Origin of the sequence: Asanoa iriomotensis (assembly GCF_016862515.1) — a bacterium.
Lineage (GTDB): Bacteria > Actinomycetota > Actinomycetes > Mycobacteriales > Micromonosporaceae > Asanoa > Asanoa iriomotensis.
Map to the genome: position 1 here is coordinate 20,668 of NZ_BONC01000002.1, position 24,102 is coordinate 44,769.

Here is a 24,102-nt window from a genome sequence, read left to right on the forward strand (position 1 = left end):
CGAAGCCAACATGGTGACAGGTTCCTCACCCTGGAGGCCCCGTCCAGATGACCGCCACCCCTTTCTTCATCCAGCCGTACCGGTTCGATGACCCCAACCCCGACGACACCAGCCCGGTGCTCGACCGCCAGCGCGCGATCGTGCTCGATCCCGGCGAAGAGGTGCGCTGGCGCGGCCAGGTCAACGTCGCCGGTTACCTGATCGGCCCGCCCGGCGGGCAGGTCGAGCGGCGCTGGACCCTGCCCCGGCCCGCCGACGTCACGATCACCGACCGCCGGCTGGCGTACGTCTGCGACGACTGGGACCTCGCCCGGGTCGGCGCGCCTCGGCACCGCGCGGTGGCGTCGTTCGGGCCGCCCCGGCCGCGCCGCCGGCCCGCCCTCGGCGGCGGCACCCGAGTGGCCACCGGCCAGATCCTCTGGCAGTGGCCCTGGCGGCTGCACCTGCTGCCCGCACCCGGCCCACAGGGCGTGCTGATCGTCTGCGACTCGATGCGCTCCAACCGGCGCCCGGCGCTGATGCTCTCCGGCGGCGTCGCCGGCGACGGCCGCGAGCTGGCGCTGCACGTCCGCCGCTCGATCGCCGGTTTCCGGCTGACCAACCCCGACATCGTCGAGCTGTCGCCGCGCGACCGCGACGAGCTGCGGCTGCGGGCCGGCTCGGCCCTGCTGCTCGACGAGCTGACCGACCCGCAGCGCGGCGTCGCCCTGCCGGGCGGCCTGCCGGTCGAGTTCGTCAACCGCGACGACTACTACCACCCGGCCCCGGTCCAAGAACAATGGGGCCTCACAGGCGGCGGACCCGCCTAGTCCGTCGGTCCCATCCCTCCCCGGCAAACAGGGCGCCCACCCCGGGCGCCCTGTTTGCGTTCGGCCGCACGGATTGAATCAAGACCACCAATCACGGCAGTATGTGAACCATGGGTGTACCCGGCGCTGGGTTGGCGAAGGGGCTGGCCGTCACGTTGAAGACGATGACCCGCCGCTCGCACACTCACCAATACCCCGACGTGGCCCCCGACCTGCCACCGCGGTCGCGGGGCGTGATCGCGCTGCTGACCGAGAACTGCACGGTGTGCATGCTGTGCGCCCGCGAGTGCCCCGACTGGTGCATCTACATCGACTCGCACAAGGAAGAGGTCGTCGTGCCGGGCGCGGCCCGCCCGCGCCAGCGCAACGTGCTCGACCGGTTCGACATCGACTTCTCGCTCTGCATGTATTGCGGCATCTGCATCGAGGCGTGCCCGTTCGACGCGCTCTACTGGTCGCCCGAGTTCGAGTACGCCGAATACGACATCAAGAACCTGCTGCACGACAAGGAGCAGCTCGGCGAGTGGATGGCCACGGTGCCGGCCCCGCCCGCGCACGACCCGCACGGCGAGCCGGCCAAGGAGGAGGCGACCGCGGCCAAGCGCGCCGGCGGTGACGCACCCGGTGCGCCGCCGGCCCGCCCGCCCAGGGCACCCAGGTGACGGGCGCCGACGTGCTGCTGCTGGCCCTCGGGGCGGTGGCGGTGGGTTCGGGCGTCCTCGTCGTGACCACGGACCAGCTCGTCCGGGCCGGCCTCTACCTCGTGGTCTGCCTCGGCGCCGTCGCCGGCCTCTACCTCGTGCTCACCGCCGAGCTGGTCGCCTGGGTGCAGGTGCTGATCTACGTGGGTGCCGTCGTCGTGTTGCTGCTGTTCGCGGTGATGCTGACCCGGGCGCCGATCGGCCGCTCCCCGGACCTCGACCGCCCCGGCCTGCCGGCCGTGCTGATCGGCGGTGGTGCCGGGCTCGGCCTGGCCGCCCTGTTCGCCGACGCGTTCCGGTGGTCGGCGGTCGAGCTGCCCGCACCCGGCAACGCGGAGCGCATCGGCACCGAGCTGTTCCGCGCCTGGGTGCTGCCGTTCGAGGTGCTTTCGGTGCTGCTGCTGGCCGCACTGGTCGGCGCGATCATCGTGTCCCGGCCGGACATCGGGAGCCGGTCATGAGACCGGTCATCCCGTACGTCATCGGTGCGCTGCTCTTCGGCGCCGGTGTCTACGGTGTGCTGCGCCGGCGCAACGCGGTCCTGGTGCTGATGGCGGTCGAGCTGATGCTCAACGCGGTCAACCTGATCCTGGTCACCGCCGACACCACCGTGCGCGCCACCCTGCCGCACGGCGGGCAGGTGTTCGCCCTGTTCGTCATCGTGCTCGCCGCGGCCGAGGTCGGCGTGGGCCTGGCCATCGTGCTGCAGCTCTACCGGCTGCGGGCCAGCGTCGCCGTCGACACCGTGCGCCTCGACGCGGCGCCGGCCAGCGAGCTGGACGAACCCCGGGTGATCACATGAGTGTGGACGTGCTCGGGCCGCTGCTGCCCGTCGTACCCCTGGTGGCGGCTCTTTCGGGGTTTGTCCTGCCGCTGCGGTCGCGAACCGCGGCGGCTGCTCTCGGCATCGCAGGGGCGGCCGGCGCCCTGGTGGTCGCGATTCTCCTCGCCGCCAAGGTCGAGGAGCCGTTCGAGACCGTCGTCGACTGGGTACGCATCGGCGACCTGACCGTCACCGGGGGCGTGCGGATCGACTCGGCGGCCACCTACGTCGCGGTCGCGGTCGGTGTGGTCGCGCTGGCCGTGCAGGTCTACTCGACCACCTACCTGCACGATGACGACCGCTATCCGCCGTACGCCGCCCAGGTCAGCCTGTTCACCGCCGCGATGCTGCTGGTCGTGGTCGCCGGCGACCTGATACTGCTGCTGGTCGGCTGGGAGGTCATGGGCATCTGCTCCTACCTCCTCATCGGCCACGACCGGCGGCTGTCCGAGGCGCCGCGGGCGGCGGTCAAGGCCTTCCTGGTCACGCGGGTCGGCGACGTCGGCTTCCTGCTCGGCATCGTGCTGCTGGGCGTCAACGCGGGCAGCTTCTGGATCACGCAGGTGCTTGCCTCGCTGCCGGGCCTGCCGGCCGCCACCGTGACCGCCGCCGCGCTGCTGCTGCTGGCCGGGGTCGCCGGCAAGAGCGCGCAGTTCCCGCTGCACACCTGGTTGCCGGACGCGATGGCCGGCCCGACGCCGATCTCCGCGTTGATCCACGCGGCCACCATGGTCGCGGCCGGCATCTACGTGGTGACCCGGCTCTACCCGGTCTTCGTGCTCGGCGACCCGGCCCTGCCGGTGCTCGGCGTCATGGCCGTCATCACCGTGCTGATCGGCGCGTTCGCGGCGACCGCCCAGGACGACATCAAGCGGGTGCTCGCCTGGTCGACCGTGTCCCAGATCGGCTACATGGCGGCCGCGCTCGCCGTCGGCGCGCCCGCGGTCGCGCTGTTCCACCTGCTCACCCACGCCGCGTTCAAGGCGCTGCTGTTCCTCGGCGCCGGCTCGGTGATCCACGCGGTGGGCAGCAACTCGATGTCCGCGATGGGCGGGCTGCGCAAGCGGATGCCGGGCACGTTCTGGTCCATGACCATCGGGCTCGGCGCGCTGATCGGCCTGCCGCCGCTGGCCGGCTTCTGGAGCAAGGACGCGGTGCTGCACGCGGCCTCGTCGGCGGGGGCGGGTTGGCTGCCGGGCCTGGTCTACGGGGTCGGCCTGGCCGGCGTGCTGGTCACCGCCTGGTACGCGGGCCGCCTGTGGCTGCGCACCTTCTTCGGCGCGCCCCGGTCGCCGGCCGCGGAGACCGCGCACGAGCCGCCCTGGCCGATGGCGCTGCCGGTGCTCGTGCTGGCGGTGCCCAGCGCGCTGCTCGGCCTGCTGGCCTTCGTCGACGGCTTCGGTGCGCGGCTGAACCCGTTCGACCTGGCGGAGGTCGACCTGGCCCACGTCGGCGCCGAGACCGCCGCGCCGCTATCGGCGCTCGTGGTCGGCCTGGTGCTGGTCTGGGCGCTGTGGCGGCGGGACACCGCGGGTGACCCGGCCCGGTTCCTCGGCCCGGCGCGGTCGACGTTCGACAACGCCTTCTGGCTCGACACCGTGCAGGACCGGCTCGTGGTGCGCCCCGTGGTGGCGCTGGCCCGTGGCGCGGCCGTGGCCGACCAGCGGGTGGTCGACGGCGCGGTCGAGGGCACGGGCCAGAGCACAACCGACGCCGGCAACATCCTGGCCGCCTGGCACCGCGCCGGGCTGCCGCGGGCGGCGACCGCGCTGCTGGCCGGCGTGCTGTTGCTCGGGCTCGCGGCCGCGCTCTACGGGAGTGCGACATGAACGAGGCGTTCCTGGTCGCCGTGCTCGCCCTGCCCGCCCTCGGCGCGGCCGGCGCGGCACTGTGCCCCGACCGGGCCGGCCGCTGGTGTGGCACGGTCTTCGCCGCGTTGGCGTTCGTCGCCAGCCTGCTGCTGGGGACGGCCCATCCCGCCGGCTGGTTCTCCTACGCGCCGTCCGGCCAGGGCGCGCCACCGATCGTGCCGTGGACCTCGGTCGACGTGTCCTGGGTGCCGGCCCTCGACCTGCGGCTGCATTTCGGTGTCGACGGCGTCTCGTACCCGCTGGTCGTGCTGACCACGCTGTTGACCCTGCTCTGCTGCCTCTACACCCTCTGGCACGTGCCGGCCGGTGGGCGGGGGAACACGCTGGTCGCGTTGCTGCTGGTCGTCGAGATCGGCATGCTCGGCACGTTCCTCGCCCTCGACCTCGTGCTGTTCTTCGTGTTCTTCGAGGTCGTGCTCCTGCCGATGTACGCGATCATCGCCGGCTGGGGCGGCGACCAGCGCCGGCACGCGGCCCGCAAGTTCGCCCTCTACACGCTGTTCGGCTCGGTGCTGCTCCTGGTCGGCGTGTTCACCGTCGTCGCGGCGGCCGGCACCGCCGACCTGGTGACGCTCACCTCGGGCGCGGTCACCCTGACCCGGACCACGCAGCTCGCCGCGTTCACGCTGCTGGCGATCGCCTTCGCGGTGAAGAGCCCGCTCTGGCCGCTGCACACCTGGCTGCCCGACGCGCACACCCAGGCGCCGACGGTGGGCAGCGTGCTGCTGGCCGGCGTGCTGCTGAAGATGGGCACCTACGGCCTGATCCGGGTCGCGGTGGGCGTCGCGCCCGAGGGCGCCCGCTGGGCGTCGCCGCTGCTGGGCACGCTGGCGGTGGCGGCGATCCTGGTCGGCTGCCTGGTCTGCCTGGCGCAGACCGAGCTCAAGCGGCTGATCGCCTACTCCAGCGTCGGGCACATGGGCTTCGTGCTCCTCGGCGTCGCGACGCTGACCGCGACCGGCATCCAGGCCGCGCTGATCGGCAACGTGGCGCACGGCATCATCACCGGCCTGCTGTTCTTCCTGGCCGGCGCGGTCAAGGACCGGTTCCACACCGGTGACCTCGCGGTGCTCGGCGGCCTGCGGGAGCGGTCGCCGTGGCTGTCCGGGCTGCTGGCGTTCGCCGCGATCGCCTCGCTCGGCCTGCCGGGCCTGGCCGGTTTCTGGGGCGAGGCCTTCGCGGTCGTGGCGGCGTTCGAGCGCGGCGGTGCCGGCTGGGTGACGCTGGGCGTGCTGGCCGCGATCGGCGGCGCGCTGACGGCCGCGTACTTCATGCGCCTCCTCGGCAAGGTGACCCACGGCGCGGCGTCGCCCGCGGTCGAGGCCCCGCCGCTGCCGGCGATCCGGATCAGCGGCCCGGAGCTGGTCGCCTGGTCGCCGCTGGTGGTGCTGGCCCTGCTGGTCGGCCTGGTGCCCGCGCTGGTCCTCGGGCTGTCCGAGGCACCGGTGCAGTCCCTGATCGAGGCGGTGACCCGGTGACGCAGGCCGTGGACCACGTCGCGTTGCTGCCGGGTTATCTGGCCGCGGGCACGGCGGTGCTGGTGCTCCTGGCCGACCTGTTCGTGGCGCGGCGGGTGGTCACGCTCGCGGTCGCGGCCGGCGGTGCCGTGGCGACCGCGGTGGCGGCGATCGTCGTCGGGGCCGGTTCCGACCGCTCGACCTTCTGCGTCGGTGACGCCTGCTCCTATCTCGCCAACGACCGGTCCGCGCTGGTCGCGGCCCTCTTCGGGTTTCTGACGCTCGGCGTGCTCGGGCTCTCGGCGCCGCTGCTGCGGGCCGGGGTCGCGCCGGCGGGGGAATACTGCTTCCTGCTGGCCTGCTCGATGACCGGCGGCGTCGTGCTGGGCGCCGCGGGCGACGTGGTCACCCTGATCATCGCGCTGGAGACGCTGACCCTGCCGCTGTACGTGCTGGTCGGCATGCGCCGGCAGACCGTGGAGAGCGCCGCGGCGGCCGTGACGTTCTTCGTCGTGAGCGTGGTGGCGACCGCGGTGTCGCTGCTCGGCGCCGCCCTGCTCTACGCGGTGACCGGCCGGCTGCACCTGAGCACCCTGGGGCCGGCGCTGACCGGTGACGTGTCGCTGGCCGGCGGCGCACCCGTCCGGGCGCTCGACCTGCCGCTGACCTCCGTCGGCATCGCCCTGCTCGTGCTCGGGTTGGCGTTCAAGGTCGCCGCGGTGCCGTTCCACGCCTGGGCACCGCCCACCTACGACGGCGCGCCGCTGCCGGTCGCCGCCTACCTCTCCACCGCGTCGAAGCTGGGCGGCGTGGTCGCCATCCTGGCGGTGGTCACGGTGGCGCTGCCGCCCGCGGTGACCGGCCCGATCCTGGCCGCGCTCGCCGTGCTGACGATGACGGTCGGCAACCTGGTGGCGCTGCGCCAGATCCGGATGACCCGGCTGCTGGCCTGGTCGTCGGTGGCGCAGGCGGGCTACATCCTGGCGCCGCTGGGCGCGCTGGCGCTCGCGGACGGCCGCACCGGCGACGCGTTCTCCACTGCGGTGACCGCGGCCGTGGCCTACACGGTGTTCTTCGTGGTCCTCGAACTCGGCGCGTTCGCCGCGGTGGTCGCGCTGCGCGAGCCGACCGCCGACGGCGGCCGGATCGACTCCTACCGGGGCGCAGCGCGGCGCCACCGCTGGATCGGCGCCGCGCTGGCCCTGGCGCTGATCGGCCTGGCGGGGCTCCCGCCGGGGCTGGCGGGGTTGTTCGCCAAGGTCGCGGTGGTGCGCTCGCTGCTGACCGGCTCGTCGGGCTGGCTCGCGGTGGTGGTCGCCCTCAACGCTGTCGTCGGGCTCGCCTACTACGTCCGGGTGGCGGCGCTGCTCTACGCACCCGACCCGCTCGACCGCCCGGCCCGCGCGGTGCCCTGGCCGGTGGCCGGGGTCCTGCTCCTGGCGACCGCGTTCGCGCTGGCGATCGGCTTCGCACCACAGCTGGTGCTCGACTGGGCCGCCGGCTAGATCGCAAGCAACGGTCCGTTGTTAACGCTTTCCGTATAAGAACGGTCCGTTCCTAACGCTTGACCACCGCGGACCTGGCAGCGGAGCGAAGCGGAGCGGTGTCCGGCGGGAGCAACGGCCCGGACCAGCGCGAATCCGGGAAATATGAGGTTGTTCGTCCTTTTCTGCGCATGACGTTCAGGGAATTCACAGCAGATGCGGGCATGGTCGATGGGTAAGGGGGCGTTGAACCGGACAGCGGGTCACCCCACCCGCGTTCTGAAGGAGGGACGCGTTGCACAGGCATTACAACGGCCTCAAGACGGCCGCTCTACTTGGCCTGCTCACAGCGCTCATTCTCGGCATCGGCTTCGCGGTCGCCGGCACGTCCGGCCTGATCATCGCGCTGATCATCTCGCTGCTGATGAACGGTGCCAGCTACTTCTGGTCCGACAAGATCGCGCTGCGGTCGATGCGGGCCCAGCCGGTCAGCGAGGCCGAGTTCCCGGCGCTCTACCAGATGGTGCGGGAGCTGGCCGCCGACGCCCGGCAGCCCATGCCACGGCTCTACGTGAGCCCGACCATGCAGCCCAACGCGTTCGCCACGGGTCGCAGCCCGAAGCACGCGGCGGTGGCCGTGACCACCGGGATCACCCAGATCCTGGACTACCGCGAGCTGCGTGCGGTGATCGGCCACGAGCTGTCACACGTCTACAACCGCGACATCCTGATCTCGAGCGTGGCGGCGGCGATCAGCGGCATGATCACGTTCCTCGCCTACCTGGCCTGGTTCGTGCCGCTGGGCGGCAGTGACGACGAGGACGGCGTGAACCCGGCCGTGTTCCTGGCGATGCTGATCCTCGGCCCGTTCGCGGCGTCGATCATCCAGCTCGCGATCAGCCGCAACCGGGAGTTCCAGGCGGACGCGTCGGGCGCCGCGCTCAGCCGCGACCCGCTGGCCCTGGCCAGCGCGCTGCGGAAGATCGACGCCGGGGCGCGGCAGCTCCCGCTGCCCGCGGACAACCAGTTCACCCGGACGGCGCACCTGATGATCGCCAACCCGCTCAGCGGTGCGGGCATCGCGAAGCTGTTCTCGACCCACCCGCCGATGGCCGAGCGGGTCCGGCGGCTCGAGGAGATGGCCCGCAACCCGCGCGAGGTCGGGCCGGTGCAGTTCCAGTAACCCGCGTCACCCCGTAAACAGTTAGGCCGGAAGACCAGTCGACCGTTAGGTTCGGCTGGTCTTCCGGTCGTTACAGGGGTGGTAGTCGTGGCTGCGCTTCGGCAGTACCTGGTGGTCTGGCGGATCCCGGGCGCGCCGCTGCTGTTCGTCTTCGGCATCATCGGCCGGCTCGGGATCGGCATGACCCCGCTGGCGCTGATCCTCGTCGTTCAGGGCGTGACCGGCCGGTTCGCGGCGGCCGGCATCGCGGGCGGCATCTACGCGGTGTCCGGCGCCGTGGTCAGCCCGCTCGCGGGCCGGGTCGCGGACCGGATCGGACCGACCCCGGTCCTGCTGGTCACCGGCGTGGCCCACCCGCTCGCCCTGCTCGCGCTCGTGCTCGTGCACACCCATGGCCTCGCCGCCATCTACGTGGCGACCGCGGTGGCCGGTGCGACCTATCCGCCCCTGACCGCCGCGGTCCGCGGTGCGTGGAACGACGTGACCGGGCCCTCGACCGGCCGGTACGCGCTGCGCAACCTCGCCCTCGCCGCCGAGACCGCCATGTTCGAGTTGGTCTTCGTCCTCGGACCGCTGCTGGTCTCCGGCTTCCTGCTGTTCGCCGACGCCACCGCAGCCCTCGTCGGCGCCGGCGTGGTGACCCTGGTCGGCACGCTGGTGGTGGCGCTCGGCAAGGTGATGCGCGGCTGGCAGCCCCACCCGGCGTCGACGCACGCCAAGGGCCTCGGCCCCCTCCGGGTGGGCGGCTTCCCGGCCCTGCTGGTCTGCGTCTTCGGCCTCGGCACGGCGTTCGGCGCGACCGGCGTGATCGTGCCGGCGTTCGCCACGGCCGAGGGTGTCGCCGACCCGGACAGCCTGGCCGGCGTGCTGCTCGCGATCTGGGCGGTCGGCAGCGCCGTCGGCGGCTTCTGGTTCGGCACGCGCCCGTCGGCCGACAACATGACCCGCCAGTTCGCGGTGTTGCTGACGCTGCTGGCCAGCACGTTCGCGATCTACGCGGTGATGCCGTCACCGTGGGCGCTCGGCATCGCCCTGGTCTTCGGCGGAGTGGTGATCGCGCCGGGCCTGACGGTGGAGAACACGATGGTCGGCCGACTCGCGCCGGCGTCGATGCTGAACGAGGCCTACACCTGGATGGTCACGGTGTCGGTGGCCGCGTCGGCGGTCGGCGGCGCGGTCGCGGGCTGGCTGGTCGACGAGGTCGGCGTCCCGTGGGCGTTCATCTTCGCGGGCGCCGCGGTGGGTGTGGCGGCGCTGGTCGCGGCACCACCGTCGGGCCCGATCCGCCGAGCGGAAACGCTCGCCGCGGTGCGCCTGGAGCGCGCGCTGCAGCCGGAAGCGGTCTGACCTCTGGCCGGTGCCGGATCCGACCTTGGGTCGGCGCGGTCCTGCGGCCGACGGTCGCACCCGTCGCGCAGCGAGTGATCTGCCATCCCACCGGCGGCGAGCGCGGACCGGGCGACCGTTCGGTCGCGCGGCCCGCGTGCGGCGGCCGGGTTACCGGTAGTTCGTAAACTGCAGGGCGACGCCGAAGTCGCCGTTCTTGAGGAGGGCGATGACGGCCTGCAGGTCGTCCTTCTTCTTGCCCGTGACGCGCAGTTGGTCGCCCTGGATCTGCGCCTGGACGCCCTTCGGGCCTTCCTCGCGGATCGTCTTGCTGATCGCCTTGGCCTTCTCGGAGTCGATGCCCTGCACGATCTTGGCGTCGATCTTGTAGGTCTTGCCCGAGGCGCGCGGCTCGCCGGCGTCCAGCGACTTGAGCGAGATGTTGCGCTTGATCAGCTTCTCCTTGAAGACGTCGAGCGCCGCCTTCACCCGCTCCTCGGTCTCGGCGCTCAGGTTGACGGCGCTCTCGCCGCCGGCCCAGCTGATCTCCGCCCCGGTGCCGCGGAAGTCGAAACGGGTCCCGAGCTCTTTCTCCGTCTGCCGTACGGCGTTGTCGACCTCCTGCTGGTCGACCTTGCTGACGACGTCGAAGGACGGGTTCGCTGCCATGATCATGCTCCTGCGTCGGTGCGGCTTCTGGCGTTGTCCACGGGCCGGCCCGGCGGCGCGAACATGCCGACCGTACCCGGTTGCGTTCCGGGCCGGTGCTACCGCTATCCTTGCTTCCGCTGCCGCATCCGGTGTGGCGGCACGCCCTGGCGGGTTGCCCGAGCGGCCAATGGGAGCGGACTGTAAATCCGTCGCGAAAGCTACGAAGGTTCGAATCCTTCACCCGCCACAGGTGCGAAAACAGCCCTTGACCAGCGGCAACGCGGTCAGGGGCTGTTTGCGTACCAGGCGGTACCAGCTATTACCCATGCGCATTCAGGAATCGCGCGCTGTGTATTGGTGCCATCCTGAACGGGTGACTGGTCCCGTTCCGACTCAGGTCAATCTCGTCGTCCGCGACATTGCCACGAGCTTGGCCTTCTACCAGCTGCTCGGTTGGACCGCAGAGCCGACCGGGCCGCACGTCGAGTTCGCGTTCCCGGGTGGGTTCACCGTCGAGCTCGACGAGGTCGAGTCCGTCGGGCGCTGGAACAGCGGATCGCCGCCGCAGCAGCCGGGCAGTGGGGTGGTCGGCACGCGGGTGGGGAGCCGCGCGGAGGTCGACGCGCTCTGGCAGAAGATCACCGAGGCCGGGTACGAGAGCCGCCAGGCACCCTTCGACGCGTTCTGGGGTTCGCGCTACGCGATCGTGGCCGACCCGGACGGGCACCAGATCGGTCTGATGAGCCCGGCGGACGACGCGCACCGCCATTGGCCGCCTCAGCCCGCACCCAACGCGTAACCAACGGTGGTAGTGGAGGATTCAACGAATCGCCTGCTCGGGACGTTGGCATGCGCCATCCGTAAGAACAAGCATGTCTCCACTATCCACATCAAAAACGGTGATCAACCTTCGGCCAAGGTCAAAGCGGCCATTGGCGTCGACCGGACCCCCTTTAGGGACCGCCACCTCGAGATCGAGTGCTCACGATGTCGCCCGCGATCAGCGGCACGTCATGGTCGTCGGCAGCGCACACAGTCGCCCGCCCCGGCCGCTCGCAGCCCTGGTCAGCGCCAGCGACACGGCCACCGTCCGGGGTCGTCCGGTCATCCTCCGGATTGTTACGCGGTCAGCCGGAACGGGCAGTTCCGACTGGACAAATGCGACCGACCAAAGCAACGGTTAAGGTCGGGCTCATACGATTGGTTGGGTTTTCACGTGCCGATGGTTCGGGCCCAGCCTGATGCTCTGTGCGTCGCCATGCATGATGTGGCACCATCTTCTTACTCAACACGCCCCACCTTTGTGACAGGAGCACTCAGATGCGCGCACGCTTGTTCGGCCGTTGGGTCGGTCGGGCTGCCGTTTTCGCCGTCCTCGGGTTCGGTGCCCTGGTAGCCGGTGGAGTCGCGTCAGCGTCGGCCTATATCGACAACCAGCAGGTCGAGTCGGTCGGCCCGACCGTCACCTCCTCCTTCCAAGAGGGCGCGCTACAGGCGTTCGGTTTCGACTGGAACTAGTCAGTTCCAGCTCCCCGATGACGGAGGGTGAAGGCGCGGGCCGGTGGTCACACTCCGAGGCGGATTCCGTCGTAATCAGGAGCTTGCCTGGTTACTGACCGCACCGGTCGGCTTGGCCGCTGTCCTGGCCACCCTGTTTCTCGGCATCAACGAGCCGAGGCCCTCCGTCTCCTGGCTCTCCGGGCTCCTCTTCCTCGGCCTGTTCATCGCGGCCGACCGTGTCGTGCTGATGTTCGAGGTGCGGCGCCAGGCGTTCACCGTCACTCTCGTCGAGATCCCGGTTCTCCTCGCTCTGTTCTGGCTGCCGCCGATGAACGTCGTGCTCATTCGCGTTCTGGCGTCCGTCATCGCGCAGGCGAGCCGGCGGGTCCCGCCGATCAAGCTGTGGTTCAACGTCGCGAGCCATGCGGCCGCCGTGTCGCTCGCCGGCCTGATCGTGTTTGCCTTCAACCCAGCGCATCTGCGGGGGGAGGGCGAGGCCGGTCCCTACGAGTGGGTCTCGCTCGGCTCCGCGGTGATGGCTGCAGTCCTGTTGACGCTCGCTGTGACGGTAGGCGTCATCACCCTCGTCCAAGGCCGGATCTCCAGCCAAGATCTCGTGCGCATCGCGACGCCGGGCCTGATCGTCGCCGGCATCAACATCACTATTGGCCTGGTCACGCTCGCGCTGCTGCAGAACGGCCCGTGGGCGGTCGTGTTGCTGGCAGCCCTCGCCGCGTTCTTCGTGATCGCGTATCGGTCCTACGCCCAGTTCCTGCGGCAGCACCGCACGCTCAGCGAGATCTACGACCTCACTCGAGCGATCGCGGACACGCCGCACGACGGCACGCTGACCGACGTCTTGCTGCACCGGGTGCGCCGGCTCCTGCAGGCGGAGTACGCGACGCTCTGGCTGCCGCCGCTCGGCCGCTATCCAGAGGTGCTGCTGTCCGCCCGGGTCGACGACTCCGGTTTGACCGACCTCGTCGGCATCGACGAGTCGGTCCGGCGCAAGGTGCTCGCCACGGGCGAGACGATCGCCATCGGCTCGAAACTCGGCGGCGAGAAGATGCGTGGCGCATTGCGGGGCACCGGGGCCAAGGACGCGATCGTGGTGGCACTGCGCGCCGGCTCAGCGGTGATCGGCTGCATCGAGGTCACCAACCGCCTGGGGGACCTTGCCACGTTCGGGCTGAGCGACGTGCGGTTGCTGGAGACCATCGCCGCGCACGCCGCGGTCGCGGTCGAGAACTCACGACTCGTCGAGAGGCTGCGGCACGACGCCTACCACGACGGCCTCACCGGGCTGGCCAACCGCCGGAGGATCACCGCCGCGCTCGAAGAGTCGGTCGGGGTGCGCGCGCCCGGCGAACAGGTCGCGGTGCTGCTGTTCGACGTCGACGGCCTGCGCCAGGTCAACGAGACGCTCGGCCACGGCGCGGGCGACCAGGTGCTCGCCGAGGTTGGGCGTCGGCTCCGGACACACGCGCCGTCGGGCGCGCTCGTCGGCCGGCTCGGCAGTGACGAGTTCGCGGTCACCCTGCGGGTCGACAACGCAGCCGGCGCCGAGGCGCTCGCGGTCAGGTTGCGCACCGAGATCCGCGACGAGATGGTCTTCGGTTCCCTGACCCTCGACATCGAGACCGCTGTCGGCGTCGCCGTCTACCCGGACCACGGCGGTGATGCCGCGACGCTGCTGCAGCGGGCCGACCTGGCGGCCACGGCGGCCAAGACCGTGCCCGGCAGCATCCAGCTCTTCAACGCGGGCCTGGAGTCGCGCTCGGTGCGCCGCCTCGCGCTCGCCGGCGACCTGCGCACCGCGCTCGACAACGACGAGATCGAGGTCTACTTCCAGCCCAAGGTGACGCTGGCCGACCGCCGGCTGATCGGCGTCGAGTGCCTGGCCCGCTGGGAGCACCCCGTGCACGGCGCCGTGCCGCCGGAAGACTTCGTCGCGGTCGCCGAGCACACGGGGCAGCTCGCCCGGTTGACCGAGGCGGTGCTCAAGGAGGGGCTCAAGCGGTGCCGGGACTGGTCGGCCACCGACCATCCACTCTCGATCGCGGTCAACCTCTCCGCGCGTACGCTGATCGACCCGGACTTCCCGACGCGGGTGCAGGAGCTCCTGGGCGAATACGGGGTGGCGCCGCACCGGCTGACCTTCGAGATCAAGGAGGAGGGCGTCCTGGACGGCACCGACCGTCCGATGCCCACCCTGCGCCGCCTGCGCGACATCGGCGTCCGGCTGTCGGTCGACGACTTCGGCACGGGCTACTCGTCGCTGTCCTACCTGCGCCGGCTGCCGGTGCACGAGGTGAAGGTCGACAGCGTCTTCGTGCAGGGCATGGCGACCGACCCGGCCGACCTGGCCATCGTCAACGCGGTCGTCACCCTTTCGCAGCAGTTCGGCCTGACCGTGGTGGCCGAGGGCGTCGAGAGCGAGCTGACGCTCGAGCTCCTGCAGGACATCGGCTGCGAGATCGGGCAGGGCTTCCTGTTCAGCCGTCCACTGCCTTACGAGCGCCTGGAGGCCTGGTTCTCGGCGCAGACCGAGGCCGACTCGACCGCCGCGGGCGAGGTGCGCCGCCTGCGCGCGGTGCCCTGACACAGCCGCGGTATCCCGATTTCGTGGCCTGACAACAGACGTGTACTCTTACCCCTGCGCGTCAGCGAGCTAGATCGCGCGCGCCCCCTTAGCTCAGTCGGCAGAGCGTCTCCATGGTAAGGAGAAGGTCTACGGTTCGATTCCGTAAGGGGGCTCTGTTCCACCCGCGGCGGTGTAGCTCAGATGGCAGAGCAAGCGGCTCATAATCGCTGTGTCGCCGGTTCAAGTCCGGCCACCGCTACTGTTGATTCGGGCGCCGCCGGCGCCCGTTTTGCTGGATGACCGCGCCACCAGGTAGTCTGGTCGGCCGGTAGGTTAGCGACACATCCGTTACGAGGAAGGCACCCCGCCGTGGCCAAGGCGACCGACGTCCGTCCCAAGATCACTTTGGCGTGCACGGAGTGCAAGGAGCGCAACTACATCACGCGGAAGAACCGGCGCAACGACCCGGACCGCATCGAGCTGAAGAAGTTCTGCCCGCGCGACGGCCGCCACACCGTGCACCGCGAGACGCGCTGACCTAGCGCCTCCGCACAAGCTTCAGAGCCGGCCGGCACCCGCCACTTGGTGGGGCCGGCCGTTCTGCTGCCAACGCGCCACGCAGGCAACACGCGCACCTGGCGATACCATCAGCGCATGCCCTTGGACCCGTCGTACGTCGGCCGCAGCTATCCGCCGACCAAGCCCTACCTGGTCGGCCGCGAGAAGATCCGGGAGTTCGCGAACGCGATCGGTGCCACCGACGCCGCCTACCACGACCCCGAGGCGGCCCGGGCCCTCGGCTACACCGACGTGATCGCGCCGCCGACGTTCCCGACCGTGGTCTCGTTCGCGTCCAACAACGCCGTCGTCGACGATCCCGACCTTGCGATCGACTACTCGCGCGTGGTGCACGGCGACCAGCGGTTCTCGTACACCCGCCCGATCGTCGCCGGTGACGAGCTCGTCGGCCGGCAGACGATCGCGGAGATCATCTCGCGCGGCGGCCACGACTTCATCACCACGCGCACCGACATCACCGACGCCGGCGGCGCGCCCGTGGCGACCTCCTGGTCGAAGCTCGTGATCCGCGGGGAGGGCTGACGGATGGACCTGCCGACGAAGAAATACCCGGTCACCCGGGCCGATCTGGTGCGCTATGCCGGCGCCTCCGGCGACTTCAACCCGATCCACTGGAACGACCGGTTCGCCACCAAGGTCGGCCTGCCCGGCGTGATCGCCCACGGCATGCTGACCATGGCCCTGGTCGGCCGCGCGGTCACCGACTGGGCCGGCGCGCCCGACGCCGTTGTCGACTTCTCCGTCCGGTTCAGCCGTCCGGTGCCGGTGCCCGACGACGAATCCGGCACCGAGGTCGAGGTGTCCGCGCAGGTGAAAGGCACCACGGACGAGGGTCACACCGTGCTCGCCATCACCGCCGTGTGCGGCGGGGAAAAGGTGCTGTCGCAGGCGAAGGCGACGGTGCGAACCTCCCGGTTGGGAAAGTAGGGCGGGTACCCGTACACTGGTCCGCCGTGGGGTCCGTGACTCCTACGACGCTGCTTGCGCTCGTGGGGTTGCAACCCGCACAGGGGTGTAGCTCAATTGGCAGAGCAGCGGTCTCCAAAACCGCAGGCTGCAGGTTCAAGTCCTGTCACCCCTGCGCCTATGGCCTGACCGGCTTGACGTGGAATGGCATCGCCGAGCAGAGCCCCTGACGGCGACAGGCCAGCCCCGCGAGCCGCTAAGGTCGGCGTGACACCACCACGACCGCGACGGAGGGCGAAGTGGCCGAGAAGAATCGGCGCGACGACGAGTTCGCCGACGACCGCGTTGACGACGAGGCGTTCGACGACGCTGTCGACGATGACGCCGACGAAGACGAGCCTGTCTCCCGCGGCGGCACCGCCACGCGTTCGCGTGTCGCCAAGGCCGGAGAGAGCACGTCCAAGCGCACCGAAACCGGTCGCGTGGGGTTCTTCGGGCGGATCGCCCGGTTCTTCCGCGAGGTCGTCGCCGAGCTGCGTAAGGTCATCTGGCCGACCCGCAAGGAGCTGCTGACCTACACGGCCGTGGTGGTCGTGTTCGTCGCCTTCATGCTGACGGTCGTGGGCTTCCTGGACCTCGGGTTCGCCAAGGGCGTCCTGGCGGTCTTCGGCAACTGAGGCGTCAGCGGCATGGCCGCCGGCGCCGGCCTACACACAGACGGAAGTGAATGAGCGTGCCTGAGTACGACGAGACCGGCGAGATCATCGACGAGCAGTCGTCGGTGGCCACGGCGGAGACCGACGGTTCGACCGAGGCCGCCACGGGCGACACCGACGCCAGCGAGGAGACCACCACGCTGGTCGAGCCCGACGACGACTACGACCCGGTTGCCGAGCTTCGGCAGAAGCTGCGCTACGCGCCCGGCGACTGGTATGTCGTGCACTCGTACGCCGGCTACGAGAACAAGGTCAAGACCAACCTCGAGACCCGGATCACGAGCCTCGACATGGAGGAGTTCATCTTCCAGGTCGAGGTGCCGACCCGCGAAGAGGTCGAGGTCAAGAACGGCAAGCGCCTCCAGGTGCAGAACAAGGTCTTCCCGGGCTACATCCTGGTCCGGATGGAGCTGACCCCGGAGTCCTACTCCTGCGTGCGCAACACGCCTGGGGTCACCGGCTTCGTCGGCGCCACCGACCGGGCCGACCGTCCCGCGCCGCTCTCGCTCGACGAGGTGCTCAAGTGGCTGGCGCCCGCGGTCGAGACCGAGCAGACCAAGAAGACCAAGGTCGAGGTCAAGGTGCTCGACTTCGAGGTCGGCGACTCGGTCACGGTCACCGACGGCGCGTTCGCGTCGTTGCCCGCGACGATCAGCGAGATCAACGCCGACCAGCAGAAGCTCAAGGTGCTCGTCTCGATCTTCGGTCGGGAGACGCCGGTCGAGCTCAACTTCAACCAGGTCGCGAAGATCTAAAACCGCTGAGTTACGCTTGTACGTCGGCCCGCCGGGGCCGCGCTCGACCGTGCGCGCCCTCCGGCTTGATTGGCCGGTCGAATCCACCCAAGCCCAGGAAGTGACATGCCTCCGAAGAAGAAGCTCGTGAAGACCTTCACGCTGCAGCTGCCGGCGGGTCAGGCGACCCCCGCGCCGCCGGTCGGCCCGGCGCTCGGCCAGCACGGCGTGAACATCATGGAGTTCTGCAAGCAGTACAACAAGGAGACCGAGCAGCAGCGGGGCGACATCGTCCCGGCTGAGATCTCCGTCTACGAGGACCGCACCTTCACCTTCGTGCTGAAGACCCCGCCCGCCGCGCGCCTGCTGATCAAGGCCGCCGGTGTGCCCAAGGGTTCCGGCACGCCGCACTCGGCCAAGGTCGGCTCCGTGAGCCGCGCCCAGCTCCGCGAGATCGCCGAGCGCAAGATGTCCGACCTCAACGCCAACGACGTCGAGCACGCCGAGCGGATCGTCGCCGGCACCGCTCGGTCGATGGGCATCACGGTCCGCGACTGACCCGTTCGTGGGAGGGCCGCCGTTGACGCGGTCCGCCAACTACCACAGGAGATAGACAGACATGCAGCGCAGCAAGAGCTACCGCAAGGCGGCGGAGCAGATCGACCGGGACAAGCTCTACACCCCGGCCGAAGCCGTCAAGCTCACCAAGGGTTCCACCACGGTCAAGTTCGACCCTACGGTCGAGGTCGCGATGCGCCTCGGGGTCGACCCTCGCAAGGCTGACCAGATGGTCCGCGGCACGGTCAACCTGCCGCACGGCACCGGCAAGACCGCGCGCGTCATCGTGTTCGCGGCCGGCGCCAAGGCCGAGGAAGCCGCCGCGGCGGGCGCCGACGAGGTCGGCACCGACGAGTTGGTCGCCCGCATCCAAGAGGGCTGGCTCGACTTCGACGCGGCGATCGCCACGCCCGACCAGATGGCCAAGATCGGCCGGATCGCGCGGATCCTGGGCCCGCGCGGCCTGATGCCGAACCCGAAGACCGGCACCGTCACCATGGACGTGACCAAGGCCGTCTCGGACATCAAGGGCGGCAAGATCACCTTCCGCGTCGACAAGCACTCGAACCTGCACCTGATCATCGGCAAGGCTTCGTTCTCCGAGGATCAGCTGGTCGACAACTACGCGGCGGTGCTCGACGAGGTCCTGCGGGCCAAGCCGTCCGCCGCCAAGGGCACCTACCTCAAGAAGGTCACCTTCACCACCACGATGGGCCCGGGCGTCCCGGTCGACCCGAAGGTGGTCAAGAACCTCCGCGAGACCGAGGCCTGAGTTCCACGACGCCGATCGCCCGCCACCCTCGAGGGTGGCGGGCGATTCGTCGTTTCAGACGGCGGTCGCGAACACGATGACGTTGTCCAAATAGTTCTTCGCCTTCGAGTCGAAGTCGCCGCCGCACGTGACGAGCCGCAGGCCCGCCTTCTCGTTGGGCCCATAGACCAGCGCGGTCGGAAAACTCTTCTTCGGGTACGACTTCACGCCGTCGACGGCGAAGGTCGCGGTCGTGCCGTCCTTGCGGCTGACCGAGATCGTGTCCTTCGGCCGCAGGTTCCCCAGCGCGAAGAACACCGCGCGGTCGGTGGCCGTGGTGACGTGGCCGACGATGACCGCGTTGCCGATCTCGCCGGGCGAGGGCCCGAGCGAGTACCAGCCCGCCAACTGGGCCTTGTTCAGCGGCGGCACCGCGAGCGTGCCGTCCTTCTTGAGCACCAGGTTCATGATCTGGGCGTCGACGCCGATCCGCTTGATCGAGATGGTGACCGGATCGGACCGGTCCAACACAGCGGGCGTGGTCGGTGTCGCGGTCGGTGTGGCACCAGGAGTCGCGGCCGGCGTGGTCGGCTCGAACTCCGGTGCGGCGGCGGCGAGGGGTTTCGGTGGCACGGGCGTCTGCTGTATGGACGCACCGAGCAACCCGACGCCGGCGAGCGCGGTGACGGCGACCAGCACAGCGCCGGCGGCGCGCCACGGTGTCCAACCGCGGCGGCCGCCGGCTCGTGCCGTCGAGGCCTCAGGCCACGGAACCATCGGTCCGCCGGCGGCGCAGGAGGACGAGGCCGCCCAGCGCGGCCGCGCCGACGAGGACGCCACCCGTGGCGGCCATCGTGCCGTCGGTGCTCACGCCCGCGACACCACCGTCGACCCAGCCCTTCGGCGGCTTGCAGTCGTCCTTCTTCTCGTCGTCCTTCTTGCCACCCTCGTCCTTCTTGGCACTGTCCATCGGAGCGGCCTCTTCCTTCTTGCCGCTCCACTCGGAGTCCTTCTTGCCGTCCCACTCAGGCTTCTCGCAGTGCGCGGCCTTGTCGTCCTTGCCGGCCCACTGCGCCGCGTCGGACGGGTCTGCCGCCATCGCGACGCCGGGCGCGATGAGCAGAGTCACTCCGCCCAGCGCGAGGCTGGCGAGAACCTTGCCGACGAGTTTCTTTGACATGAGTGCAGTCCCCTTCTAACCCCCGTGTGACTCGACGAACAGCCGAGCCATGACCGAGACTAGCCCTGTTGCGCGTTTTACTCGGATTGAACGCTAATAACCGTCAGGTCCTTTCTGTCCGAGTCCCCGAGTTCGAACGCCTGATCGACCGCGGCCAGGGCCTCGGCGGCGGTCACGCCGAGCCGGCGCATGGTGGTGGCGAACTCATGGGCGTGTTCGCGCACCACCGCCGCACGGCGCCCCCCGGCCTGTGGCGCGACCCGCGTGCCGCCGCCGCGACGGGTCTCGAGCTGGCCGGCGGCCTCCAGTTCCTGGTACGCCCGCGCGACCGTCCCGTTGGCGAGGCCGAGGTCGGCCGCGAGCTGACGGACCGTTGGCAGGCGGGTGCCGGCTGCCAGGCCGCCGGTGCTGACCAGGTCCGCGATCTGGTCGCGGATCTGCACGTACGGCGGAACCGGCTGGCTCGGATCCACCGTGATGATCGGGTCGCCGCTCATCGGGCCGGCACGACCGAGCGGACCGGGCCCGCGGTGGCGGCCGCTGACGGGAACACCAGCCGTACGGCGTAGTACGCCGTCGCGACCACCCCGACCACCATGAGCGCGACCAGCCATGGGCGGGCCTCCTGCGCCACCGGATCGGCGCAGACCAGTGGCTGTCCGAGCACCGAGTGCGTGAAATGGGCCGCACCCGCCACCGACGTGCCGACCAGCACGCCCAGCGCAGCCACGATGCTGACGGCGGTGTCCCGCCGGTAGGCGTCGCCGGCCGGCCCGTCGACCGGGCGGGTGACGACCCGGCGCAGAGCGACCACCGCGGCGATCGCGGCCAGCACCAGGGTGGCGCCGATCGGGATCGCGTAGAACCAGCCCGGCCATGGTCCCGACTGGGCGATCCCGCCGGAGACGCAACCGATGTGCCGGCCATCCAGCGGGTTGTTCGGGATGGACATCGAGCGGGTGTGCGGCGTCGACGCCGGACCCGTCACGCCGAGCAGGCCGCCGAGCGCCACTGTCAACAGCGCTACGCCCGTCGCCGGCACTGCTGGCACGAGGTCCAACGTGCGCCGCCGCACCAGGCGCGCACTGCGCACACCGGTGCCGACCGGCCTGGCCACCGTCCGGTCCGCCGTCAGCAGGCCCGCGGCGAGCAGTGCCGCGAGGACGGGCACCGCGAACGCCGGTCTCAGGCCGGCCTCGTCGCCGGCCGTCAGCAACCAGGCCGCGAACAGGCCGGCCGCCAGACCGGCCAGCCGCAGGAATCGACTGTGCGCCATTCACCCTCCTCGTTTGTATCGGACGATTAGAACAAGCTGACCTCCTTTGTATCAAGGACTTGATGCAAAGGTTCCGTTTCCCCGGCGGACGTGGGAGAGTCACCCGCGTGCGTCTGGACGGGGTCTCCTACCGCTACGGGCGGCGCGGCGCATGGGTGCTGCGCGACGTCTCGCTCGATCTCCCGGCCGGCGGCACCGCCGTCGTCCTCGGCCGCAACGGCGTCGGCAAGTCGACCCTGCTCCAGTTGGCCGCCGGCGTGCTCCGGCCCAGCGCGGGCGCCGTCCGTGAACGGCCCGGGCCCGTCGGGTGGGTGCCCGAGCGTTTCCCGGCCGACCAGCCGTTCACCGTGGACGGCTACCTCGCCGCGATGGCCCGCGTGCAGCGGGTCGCCGACCCGGCCGCCGTCGGCGTCTGGATCGACCGCCTCGGCCTGACCCCCTACCGCGCCACCCGATTGGGTGAACTGTCCAAGGGCACCGCCCAGAAGGTCGGGCTGGCGCAGGCGCTGATCCCCGGCCCGCGGCTGCTCGTCCTCGACGAGCCGTGGGAGGGCCTCGACGCCGCAGCCCGCGACCTCGTGCCCGCGATCGTCGGCGAGGTGACCGCGGCCGGCGGCATCGTGCTGGTCAGCGACCACCGGGGCGAGACCGGGCGGCTGCCGGGCGCGACCACCTGGACGGTCGCCGGCGGCACGGTCACGCCGGGCGAGGCGACGCCGGGGGAGACCGCGATCATCGAGATCGCGGTGCCGGCCGCCGAGGCGGAGGACGCCGCGGCCGCCCTGCGCGCCGCCGGCCACGACGTGGTCGCCGTCCGCGCGAAGGCGAGTGTCTGAGATGGGCGCTCTTGTCCGGATGCGGCTGGCCGCGTTCACCCGCGGCGGCCGAGCCCTGCCCGGCCTGCTCGGCACGCTGGTCGTCGTCGGCATCATCTACGGCGGCGGGCGGTCCGAGGCGGCCGAGGCGTACGGCTTCTCCGCCGTCGCCCTGTTCCCCGTCATCGCCTGGCAGGCCAAGCTGCTGCTGGACACGGAGCCCGACGTGCAGCGCCGGCTGGCGGTCGCCGTCGTCGGACCGCGCCGGGAGGTCACCGCCGGGCTGCTCGCCGCCGCGGTCGTCGGCCTGGCCACCGTCGCGTTCGCGATGGTCCTGCCCTGGCTGTTCGGCTCGGTCACCGGCCCGGCCGGCATCGCGCCCGGCCTCTGGGCCCACGTCGCCGGCCTGGTCGCCGCCGTCGGCCTCGGCGCGCTGGCCAGCCGGCCGGTGACAAGATCGACGTTGTACGGCATAGCCGTCCTCGTGACCGGTTCCGTGCTGGCGATCGTCCTCGGCCTGAACGGCTCGGTCGCGCCCTGGCTGGCGCCACCCCTGATGGCCACCGCCCGGCGGCTGGCGGACCAACCCGGCAGCGCCTCCATCGCGACGCTGACCCTCCAGGCCGTGCTCTGGACCGCCGTCGTGGTCGCGATCTACGTCCGCCTCCGGCGCACCCGAAGCTGATTTGGCGACGCGACAGCGCGTCCCAGAACCGATTTGGCGCCGCGACACCGCGTCCCAGAACCGATTTGGCACCGCGACACCGCGTCGCGTACCCTTTGCTGCGAAGTTCCACCAGAGACCGCTGGTCATCGCGCCGCAAGGCGCGGTCGAAGGCCCCGCACCGTGGGCGGCCCGCGCAGGTTGGACGGTTCGTGAGCCCGCGACCATGTCGCCCTCCCGCCCCGTGCGCCCTGCGCCGGGGCGTTTCGCTTTGCCGGGGCCACCCAGCTTCGAGCATTTGGAAGGAGGGACATGGCGGACAAGCCGGTTCGGGCCGACAAGGCCACCGCCGTCGCCGAGCTCACCGAGCAGTTCCGCAGCTCAGGCGCCACCGTGCTGACCGAGTACCGCGGTCTGACGGTCTCGCAGATGACCCAGCTGCGGCGCTCGCTCGGCACGGAGGTCACCTACTCGGTCGCCAAGAACACGCTGGCCAAGCGGGCAGCGTCGGAGGCGGGCATCGACGGCCTCGAGCAGCTGTTCACCGGTCCTACCGCGCTCACCTTCGTCTCCGGCGACGTCGTGGAAGCGGCGAAGAGCCTGCGCGAGTTCGCGAAGGCCAACCCGCTTCTCGTCATCAAGGGCGGCGTTTTCGAGGGCAAGGCGATCACGGCCGCTGAGGTCAACCGCCTGGCCGACCTCGAGTCCCGCGAGGTGCTGCTGGCCAAGCTGGCCGGCGGCATGAAGGCCAACCTGGCCAAGGCCGCGGCCCTGTTCCAGGCGCCGCTGTCGAAGACCGTCCGCACGGTCGCCGCTCTGCAGGACAAGCGCGAGCAGGAAGGCGCCCCGGCCGCCGACGCGGCCTGAGCGCACCACAGACCAACGATCTACCAAAAGAGGTTAGGAAACATGGCGAAGCTCAGCACCGACGAGCTGCTCGACGCGTTCAAGGAGATGACGCTGATCGAGCTCTCCGAGTTCGTGAAGCAGTTCGAGGAGACCTTCGACGTCAAGGCCGCCGCGCCCGTCGCGGTCGCCGCGGGCCCGGCCGCCGGCGGCGCCCCCGCCGAGGAGGTCGTGGAGCAGGACGAGTTCGACGTCATCCTCGACGCCGACGGTGGCAAGAAGATCCAGGTCATCAAGGTCGTGCGCGAGCTGACCGGCCTGGGCCTCAAGGAGGCCAAGGACCTGGTCGAGGCGGCGCCGAAGGCCGTCGTCGAGAAGGTCAACAAGGAGACCGCGGAGAAGGCCAAGGCCAAGCTCGAGGCCGAGGGCGCCAAGGTCACCCTCAAGTAAGTCCCGCACGTGTCGACGGGCGGCGATTTCCCGGACCAAGGTCCCGGATCGCCGCCCGTCGGCGTACGCTCATAGCGGATCAAGTTCAAAGACCTGGTCCGACCCGCGTCAGAACCCTTGACGCGGAGTGTGCTGACAGGCACGCTGACATCAGCAAGACCTTCCGCGCTTGCAACGGCCACCGGTTGGGTATGTGCCCCATATCCGGCCAGAGGTGCAGAAGACGCGTTCTGAGCGT

Annotated in this window: 28 protein-coding genes and 4 tRNA genes; 27 read left to right on the top strand and 5 right to left on the bottom strand. The window is 70.7% G+C overall.

Going from position 1 to position 24,102, the window contains the following annotated elements; all coding sequences use genetic code 11:
* The first annotated feature begins 47 nt into the window (after positions 1 to 47).
* The 9 genes from Air01nite_RS01745 (at position 48) to Air01nite_RS01785 (ending at position 9,675) form a co-directional block, all read left to right on the top strand.
* Positions 48 to 809, top strand: a complete 762-nt coding sequence (locus Air01nite_RS01745; RefSeq protein ID WP_203699990.1) for a hypothetical protein — start codon at positions 48 to 50, stop codon at positions 807 to 809.
* Between the two features lie 110 nt (positions 810 to 919).
* The gene (locus tag Air01nite_RS01750) at positions 920 to 1,471 is read left to right on the top strand and encodes a NuoI/complex I 23 kDa subunit family protein (RefSeq protein ID WP_203699991.1); all 552 of its coding nucleotides are present in this window, start codon (positions 920 to 922) and stop codon (positions 1,469 to 1,471) included.
* Positions 1,468 to 1,971 (top strand): NADH-quinone oxidoreductase subunit J family protein, encoded by a 504-nt coding sequence (locus tag Air01nite_RS01755; RefSeq protein ID WP_203699992.1) that lies wholly within the window; start codon positions 1,468 to 1,470, stop codon positions 1,969 to 1,971. Before Air01nite_RS01750 ends, Air01nite_RS01755 begins: the two co-directional genes overlap by 4 nt.
* A complete protein-coding gene (gene nuoK / locus Air01nite_RS01760) occupies positions 1,968 to 2,312 on the top strand; it encodes an NADH-quinone oxidoreductase subunit NuoK (protein WP_203699993.1) in 345 nt (114 codons plus the stop codon). Before Air01nite_RS01755 ends, nuoK begins: the two co-directional genes overlap by 4 nt.
* A complete protein-coding gene (locus Air01nite_RS01765; protein WP_203699994.1) occupies positions 2,309 to 4,162 on the top strand; it encodes an NADH-quinone oxidoreductase subunit 5 family protein in 1,854 nt (617 codons plus the stop codon). The genes nuoK and Air01nite_RS01765 overlap by 4 nt, the downstream gene beginning before the upstream one ends.
* Positions 4,159 to 5,682, top strand: a complete 1,524-nt coding sequence (locus Air01nite_RS01770) for a complex I subunit 4 family protein (protein ID WP_203699995.1) — start codon at positions 4,159 to 4,161, stop codon at positions 5,680 to 5,682. The genes Air01nite_RS01765 and Air01nite_RS01770 overlap by 4 nt, the downstream gene beginning before the upstream one ends.
* A complete protein-coding gene (locus Air01nite_RS01775; protein WP_203699996.1) occupies positions 5,679 to 7,166 on the top strand; it encodes an NADH-quinone oxidoreductase subunit N in 1,488 nt (495 codons plus the stop codon). Before Air01nite_RS01770 ends, Air01nite_RS01775 begins: the two co-directional genes overlap by 4 nt.
* Before the next feature lie 274 nt (positions 7,167 to 7,440).
* Positions 7,441 to 8,328 (top strand): zinc metalloprotease HtpX, encoded by an 888-nt coding sequence (gene htpX / locus Air01nite_RS01780; protein ID WP_203699997.1) that lies wholly within the window; start codon positions 7,441 to 7,443, stop codon positions 8,326 to 8,328.
* A gap of 87 nt (positions 8,329 to 8,415) precedes the next feature.
* Positions 8,416 to 9,675 carry an MFS transporter gene (locus Air01nite_RS01785; protein ID WP_203699998.1) on the top strand — a complete coding sequence of 420 codons (1,260 nt, stop codon included), beginning with the start codon at positions 8,416 to 8,418 and terminating at the stop codon, positions 9,673 to 9,675.
* Between the two features lie 150 nt (positions 9,676 to 9,825).
* Here Air01nite_RS01785 and Air01nite_RS01790 read toward each other — a convergent pair whose 3' ends face one another.
* Positions 9,826 to 10,323 (bottom strand): YajQ family cyclic di-GMP-binding protein, encoded by a 498-nt coding sequence (locus tag Air01nite_RS01790; protein ID WP_203699999.1) that lies wholly within the window; start codon positions 10,321 to 10,323, stop codon positions 9,826 to 9,828.
* Positions 10,324 to 10,471: 148 nt separating this feature from the next.
* Between Air01nite_RS01790 and Air01nite_RS01795 the strand changes: the two genes are divergently transcribed.
* The 14 genes from Air01nite_RS01795 to rplA all read left to right on the top strand — a co-directional run bounded on the left by Air01nite_RS01795 (position 10,472) and on the right by rplA (position 18,654).
* Positions 10,472 to 10,552 (top strand) — tRNA-Tyr (locus Air01nite_RS01795).
* A 126-nt stretch (positions 10,553 to 10,678) separates the two neighbouring features.
* Entirely contained in the window at positions 10,679 to 11,104 is a 426-nt protein-coding gene (locus Air01nite_RS01800) for a VOC family protein (protein WP_203700000.1), read from the top strand.
* A 521-nt stretch (positions 11,105 to 11,625) separates the two neighbouring features.
* Entirely contained in the window at positions 11,626 to 11,823 is a 198-nt protein-coding gene (locus Air01nite_RS01805; protein ID WP_203700001.1) for a hypothetical protein, read from the top strand.
* 43 nt (positions 11,824 to 11,866) lie between these two features.
* A complete protein-coding gene (locus Air01nite_RS01810; RefSeq protein ID WP_203700002.1) occupies positions 11,867 to 14,407 on the top strand; it encodes a putative bifunctional diguanylate cyclase/phosphodiesterase in 2,541 nt (846 codons plus the stop codon).
* 82 nt (positions 14,408 to 14,489) lie between these two features.
* Positions 14,490 to 14,562, top strand: a tRNA-Thr gene (locus Air01nite_RS01815).
* Between the two features lie 13 nt (positions 14,563 to 14,575).
* Positions 14,576 to 14,648 (top strand) — tRNA-Met (locus Air01nite_RS01820).
* A gap of 110 nt (positions 14,649 to 14,758) precedes the next feature.
* On the top strand, positions 14,759 to 14,926 hold the full coding sequence (rpmG, locus tag Air01nite_RS01825; RefSeq protein WP_030436491.1) for a 50S ribosomal protein L33: 168 nt from the start codon (positions 14,759 to 14,761) through the stop codon (positions 14,924 to 14,926).
* A 117-nt stretch (positions 14,927 to 15,043) separates the two neighbouring features.
* Positions 15,044 to 15,490 (top strand): MaoC family dehydratase N-terminal domain-containing protein, encoded by a 447-nt coding sequence (locus Air01nite_RS01830; protein WP_203700003.1) that lies wholly within the window; start codon positions 15,044 to 15,046, stop codon positions 15,488 to 15,490.
* 3 nt (positions 15,491 to 15,493) lie between these two features.
* Entirely contained in the window at positions 15,494 to 15,895 is a 402-nt protein-coding gene (locus Air01nite_RS01835; protein WP_203700004.1) for a MaoC family dehydratase, read from the top strand.
* Positions 15,896 to 15,976: 81 nt separating this feature from the next.
* Positions 15,977 to 16,049, top strand: a tRNA-Trp gene (locus Air01nite_RS01840).
* A 124-nt stretch (positions 16,050 to 16,173) separates the two neighbouring features.
* The gene (gene secE, locus Air01nite_RS01845) at positions 16,174 to 16,551 is read left to right on the top strand and encodes a preprotein translocase subunit SecE (protein ID WP_203700005.1); all 378 of its coding nucleotides are present in this window, start codon (positions 16,174 to 16,176) and stop codon (positions 16,549 to 16,551) included.
* A 56-nt stretch (positions 16,552 to 16,607) separates the two neighbouring features.
* Entirely contained in the window at positions 16,608 to 17,345 is a 738-nt protein-coding gene (gene nusG, locus Air01nite_RS01850; protein WP_203700230.1) for a transcription termination/antitermination protein NusG, read from the top strand.
* 105 nt (positions 17,346 to 17,450) lie between these two features.
* Positions 17,451 to 17,882 carry a 50S ribosomal protein L11 gene (gene rplK, locus Air01nite_RS01855; protein WP_203700006.1) on the top strand — a complete coding sequence of 144 codons (432 nt, stop codon included), beginning with the start codon at positions 17,451 to 17,453 and terminating at the stop codon, positions 17,880 to 17,882.
* Between the two features lie 61 nt (positions 17,883 to 17,943).
* Positions 17,944 to 18,654 (top strand): 50S ribosomal protein L1, encoded by a 711-nt coding sequence (gene rplA, locus Air01nite_RS01860; protein ID WP_203700007.1) that lies wholly within the window; start codon positions 17,944 to 17,946, stop codon positions 18,652 to 18,654.
* Positions 18,655 to 18,708: 54 nt separating this feature from the next.
* Here the strand turns inward: rplA and Air01nite_RS01865 are convergent, their stop codons facing one another.
* The 4 genes from Air01nite_RS01865 to Air01nite_RS01880 form a co-directional block, all read right to left on the bottom strand.
* Positions 18,709 to 19,410, bottom strand: a complete 702-nt coding sequence (locus Air01nite_RS01865) for a class F sortase (RefSeq protein WP_203700008.1) — start codon at positions 19,408 to 19,410, stop codon at positions 18,709 to 18,711.
* On the bottom strand, positions 19,394 to 19,813 hold the full coding sequence (locus tag Air01nite_RS01870) for a hypothetical protein (RefSeq protein WP_203700009.1): 420 nt from the start codon (positions 19,811 to 19,813) through the stop codon (positions 19,394 to 19,396). Before Air01nite_RS01870 ends, Air01nite_RS01865 begins: the two co-directional genes overlap by 17 nt.
* Positions 19,814 to 19,890: 77 nt before the next feature.
* Complete coding sequence (locus Air01nite_RS01875) at positions 19,891 to 20,310, bottom strand: GntR family transcriptional regulator (RefSeq protein ID WP_203700010.1); 420 nt, start codon at positions 20,308 to 20,310, stop codon at positions 19,891 to 19,893.
* Positions 20,307 to 21,089: a hypothetical protein gene (locus Air01nite_RS01880; RefSeq protein WP_203700011.1), complete on the bottom strand. Its 783-nt coding sequence runs from the start codon at positions 21,087 to 21,089 to the stop codon at positions 20,307 to 20,309. Before Air01nite_RS01880 ends, Air01nite_RS01875 begins: the two co-directional genes overlap by 4 nt.
* A 107-nt stretch (positions 21,090 to 21,196) precedes the next feature.
* On the opposite strand from Air01nite_RS01880, the gene Air01nite_RS01885 reads away from it, so the two are divergent.
* The 4 genes from Air01nite_RS01885 (at position 21,197) to rplL (ending at position 23,864) form a co-directional block, all read left to right on the top strand.
* Positions 21,197 to 21,925: an ABC transporter ATP-binding protein gene (locus tag Air01nite_RS01885; RefSeq protein ID WP_203700012.1), complete on the top strand. Its 729-nt coding sequence runs from the start codon at positions 21,197 to 21,199 to the stop codon at positions 21,923 to 21,925.
* A gap of 1 nt (position 21,926) precedes the next feature.
* Entirely contained in the window at positions 21,927 to 22,589 is a 663-nt protein-coding gene (locus tag Air01nite_RS01890; RefSeq protein ID WP_203700013.1) for a hypothetical protein, read from the top strand.
* 291 nt (positions 22,590 to 22,880) lie between these two features.
* Positions 22,881 to 23,435, top strand: coding sequence for a 50S ribosomal protein L10 (gene rplJ, locus Air01nite_RS01895; protein ID WP_203700014.1), 555 nt, complete (start codon positions 22,881 to 22,883; stop codon positions 23,433 to 23,435).
* 42 nt (positions 23,436 to 23,477) lie between these two features.
* Complete coding sequence (gene rplL / locus Air01nite_RS01900; protein ID WP_203700015.1) at positions 23,478 to 23,864, top strand: 50S ribosomal protein L7/L12; 387 nt, start codon at positions 23,478 to 23,480, stop codon at positions 23,862 to 23,864.
* The last annotated feature ends 238 nt before the right edge of the window (positions 23,865 to 24,102 follow it).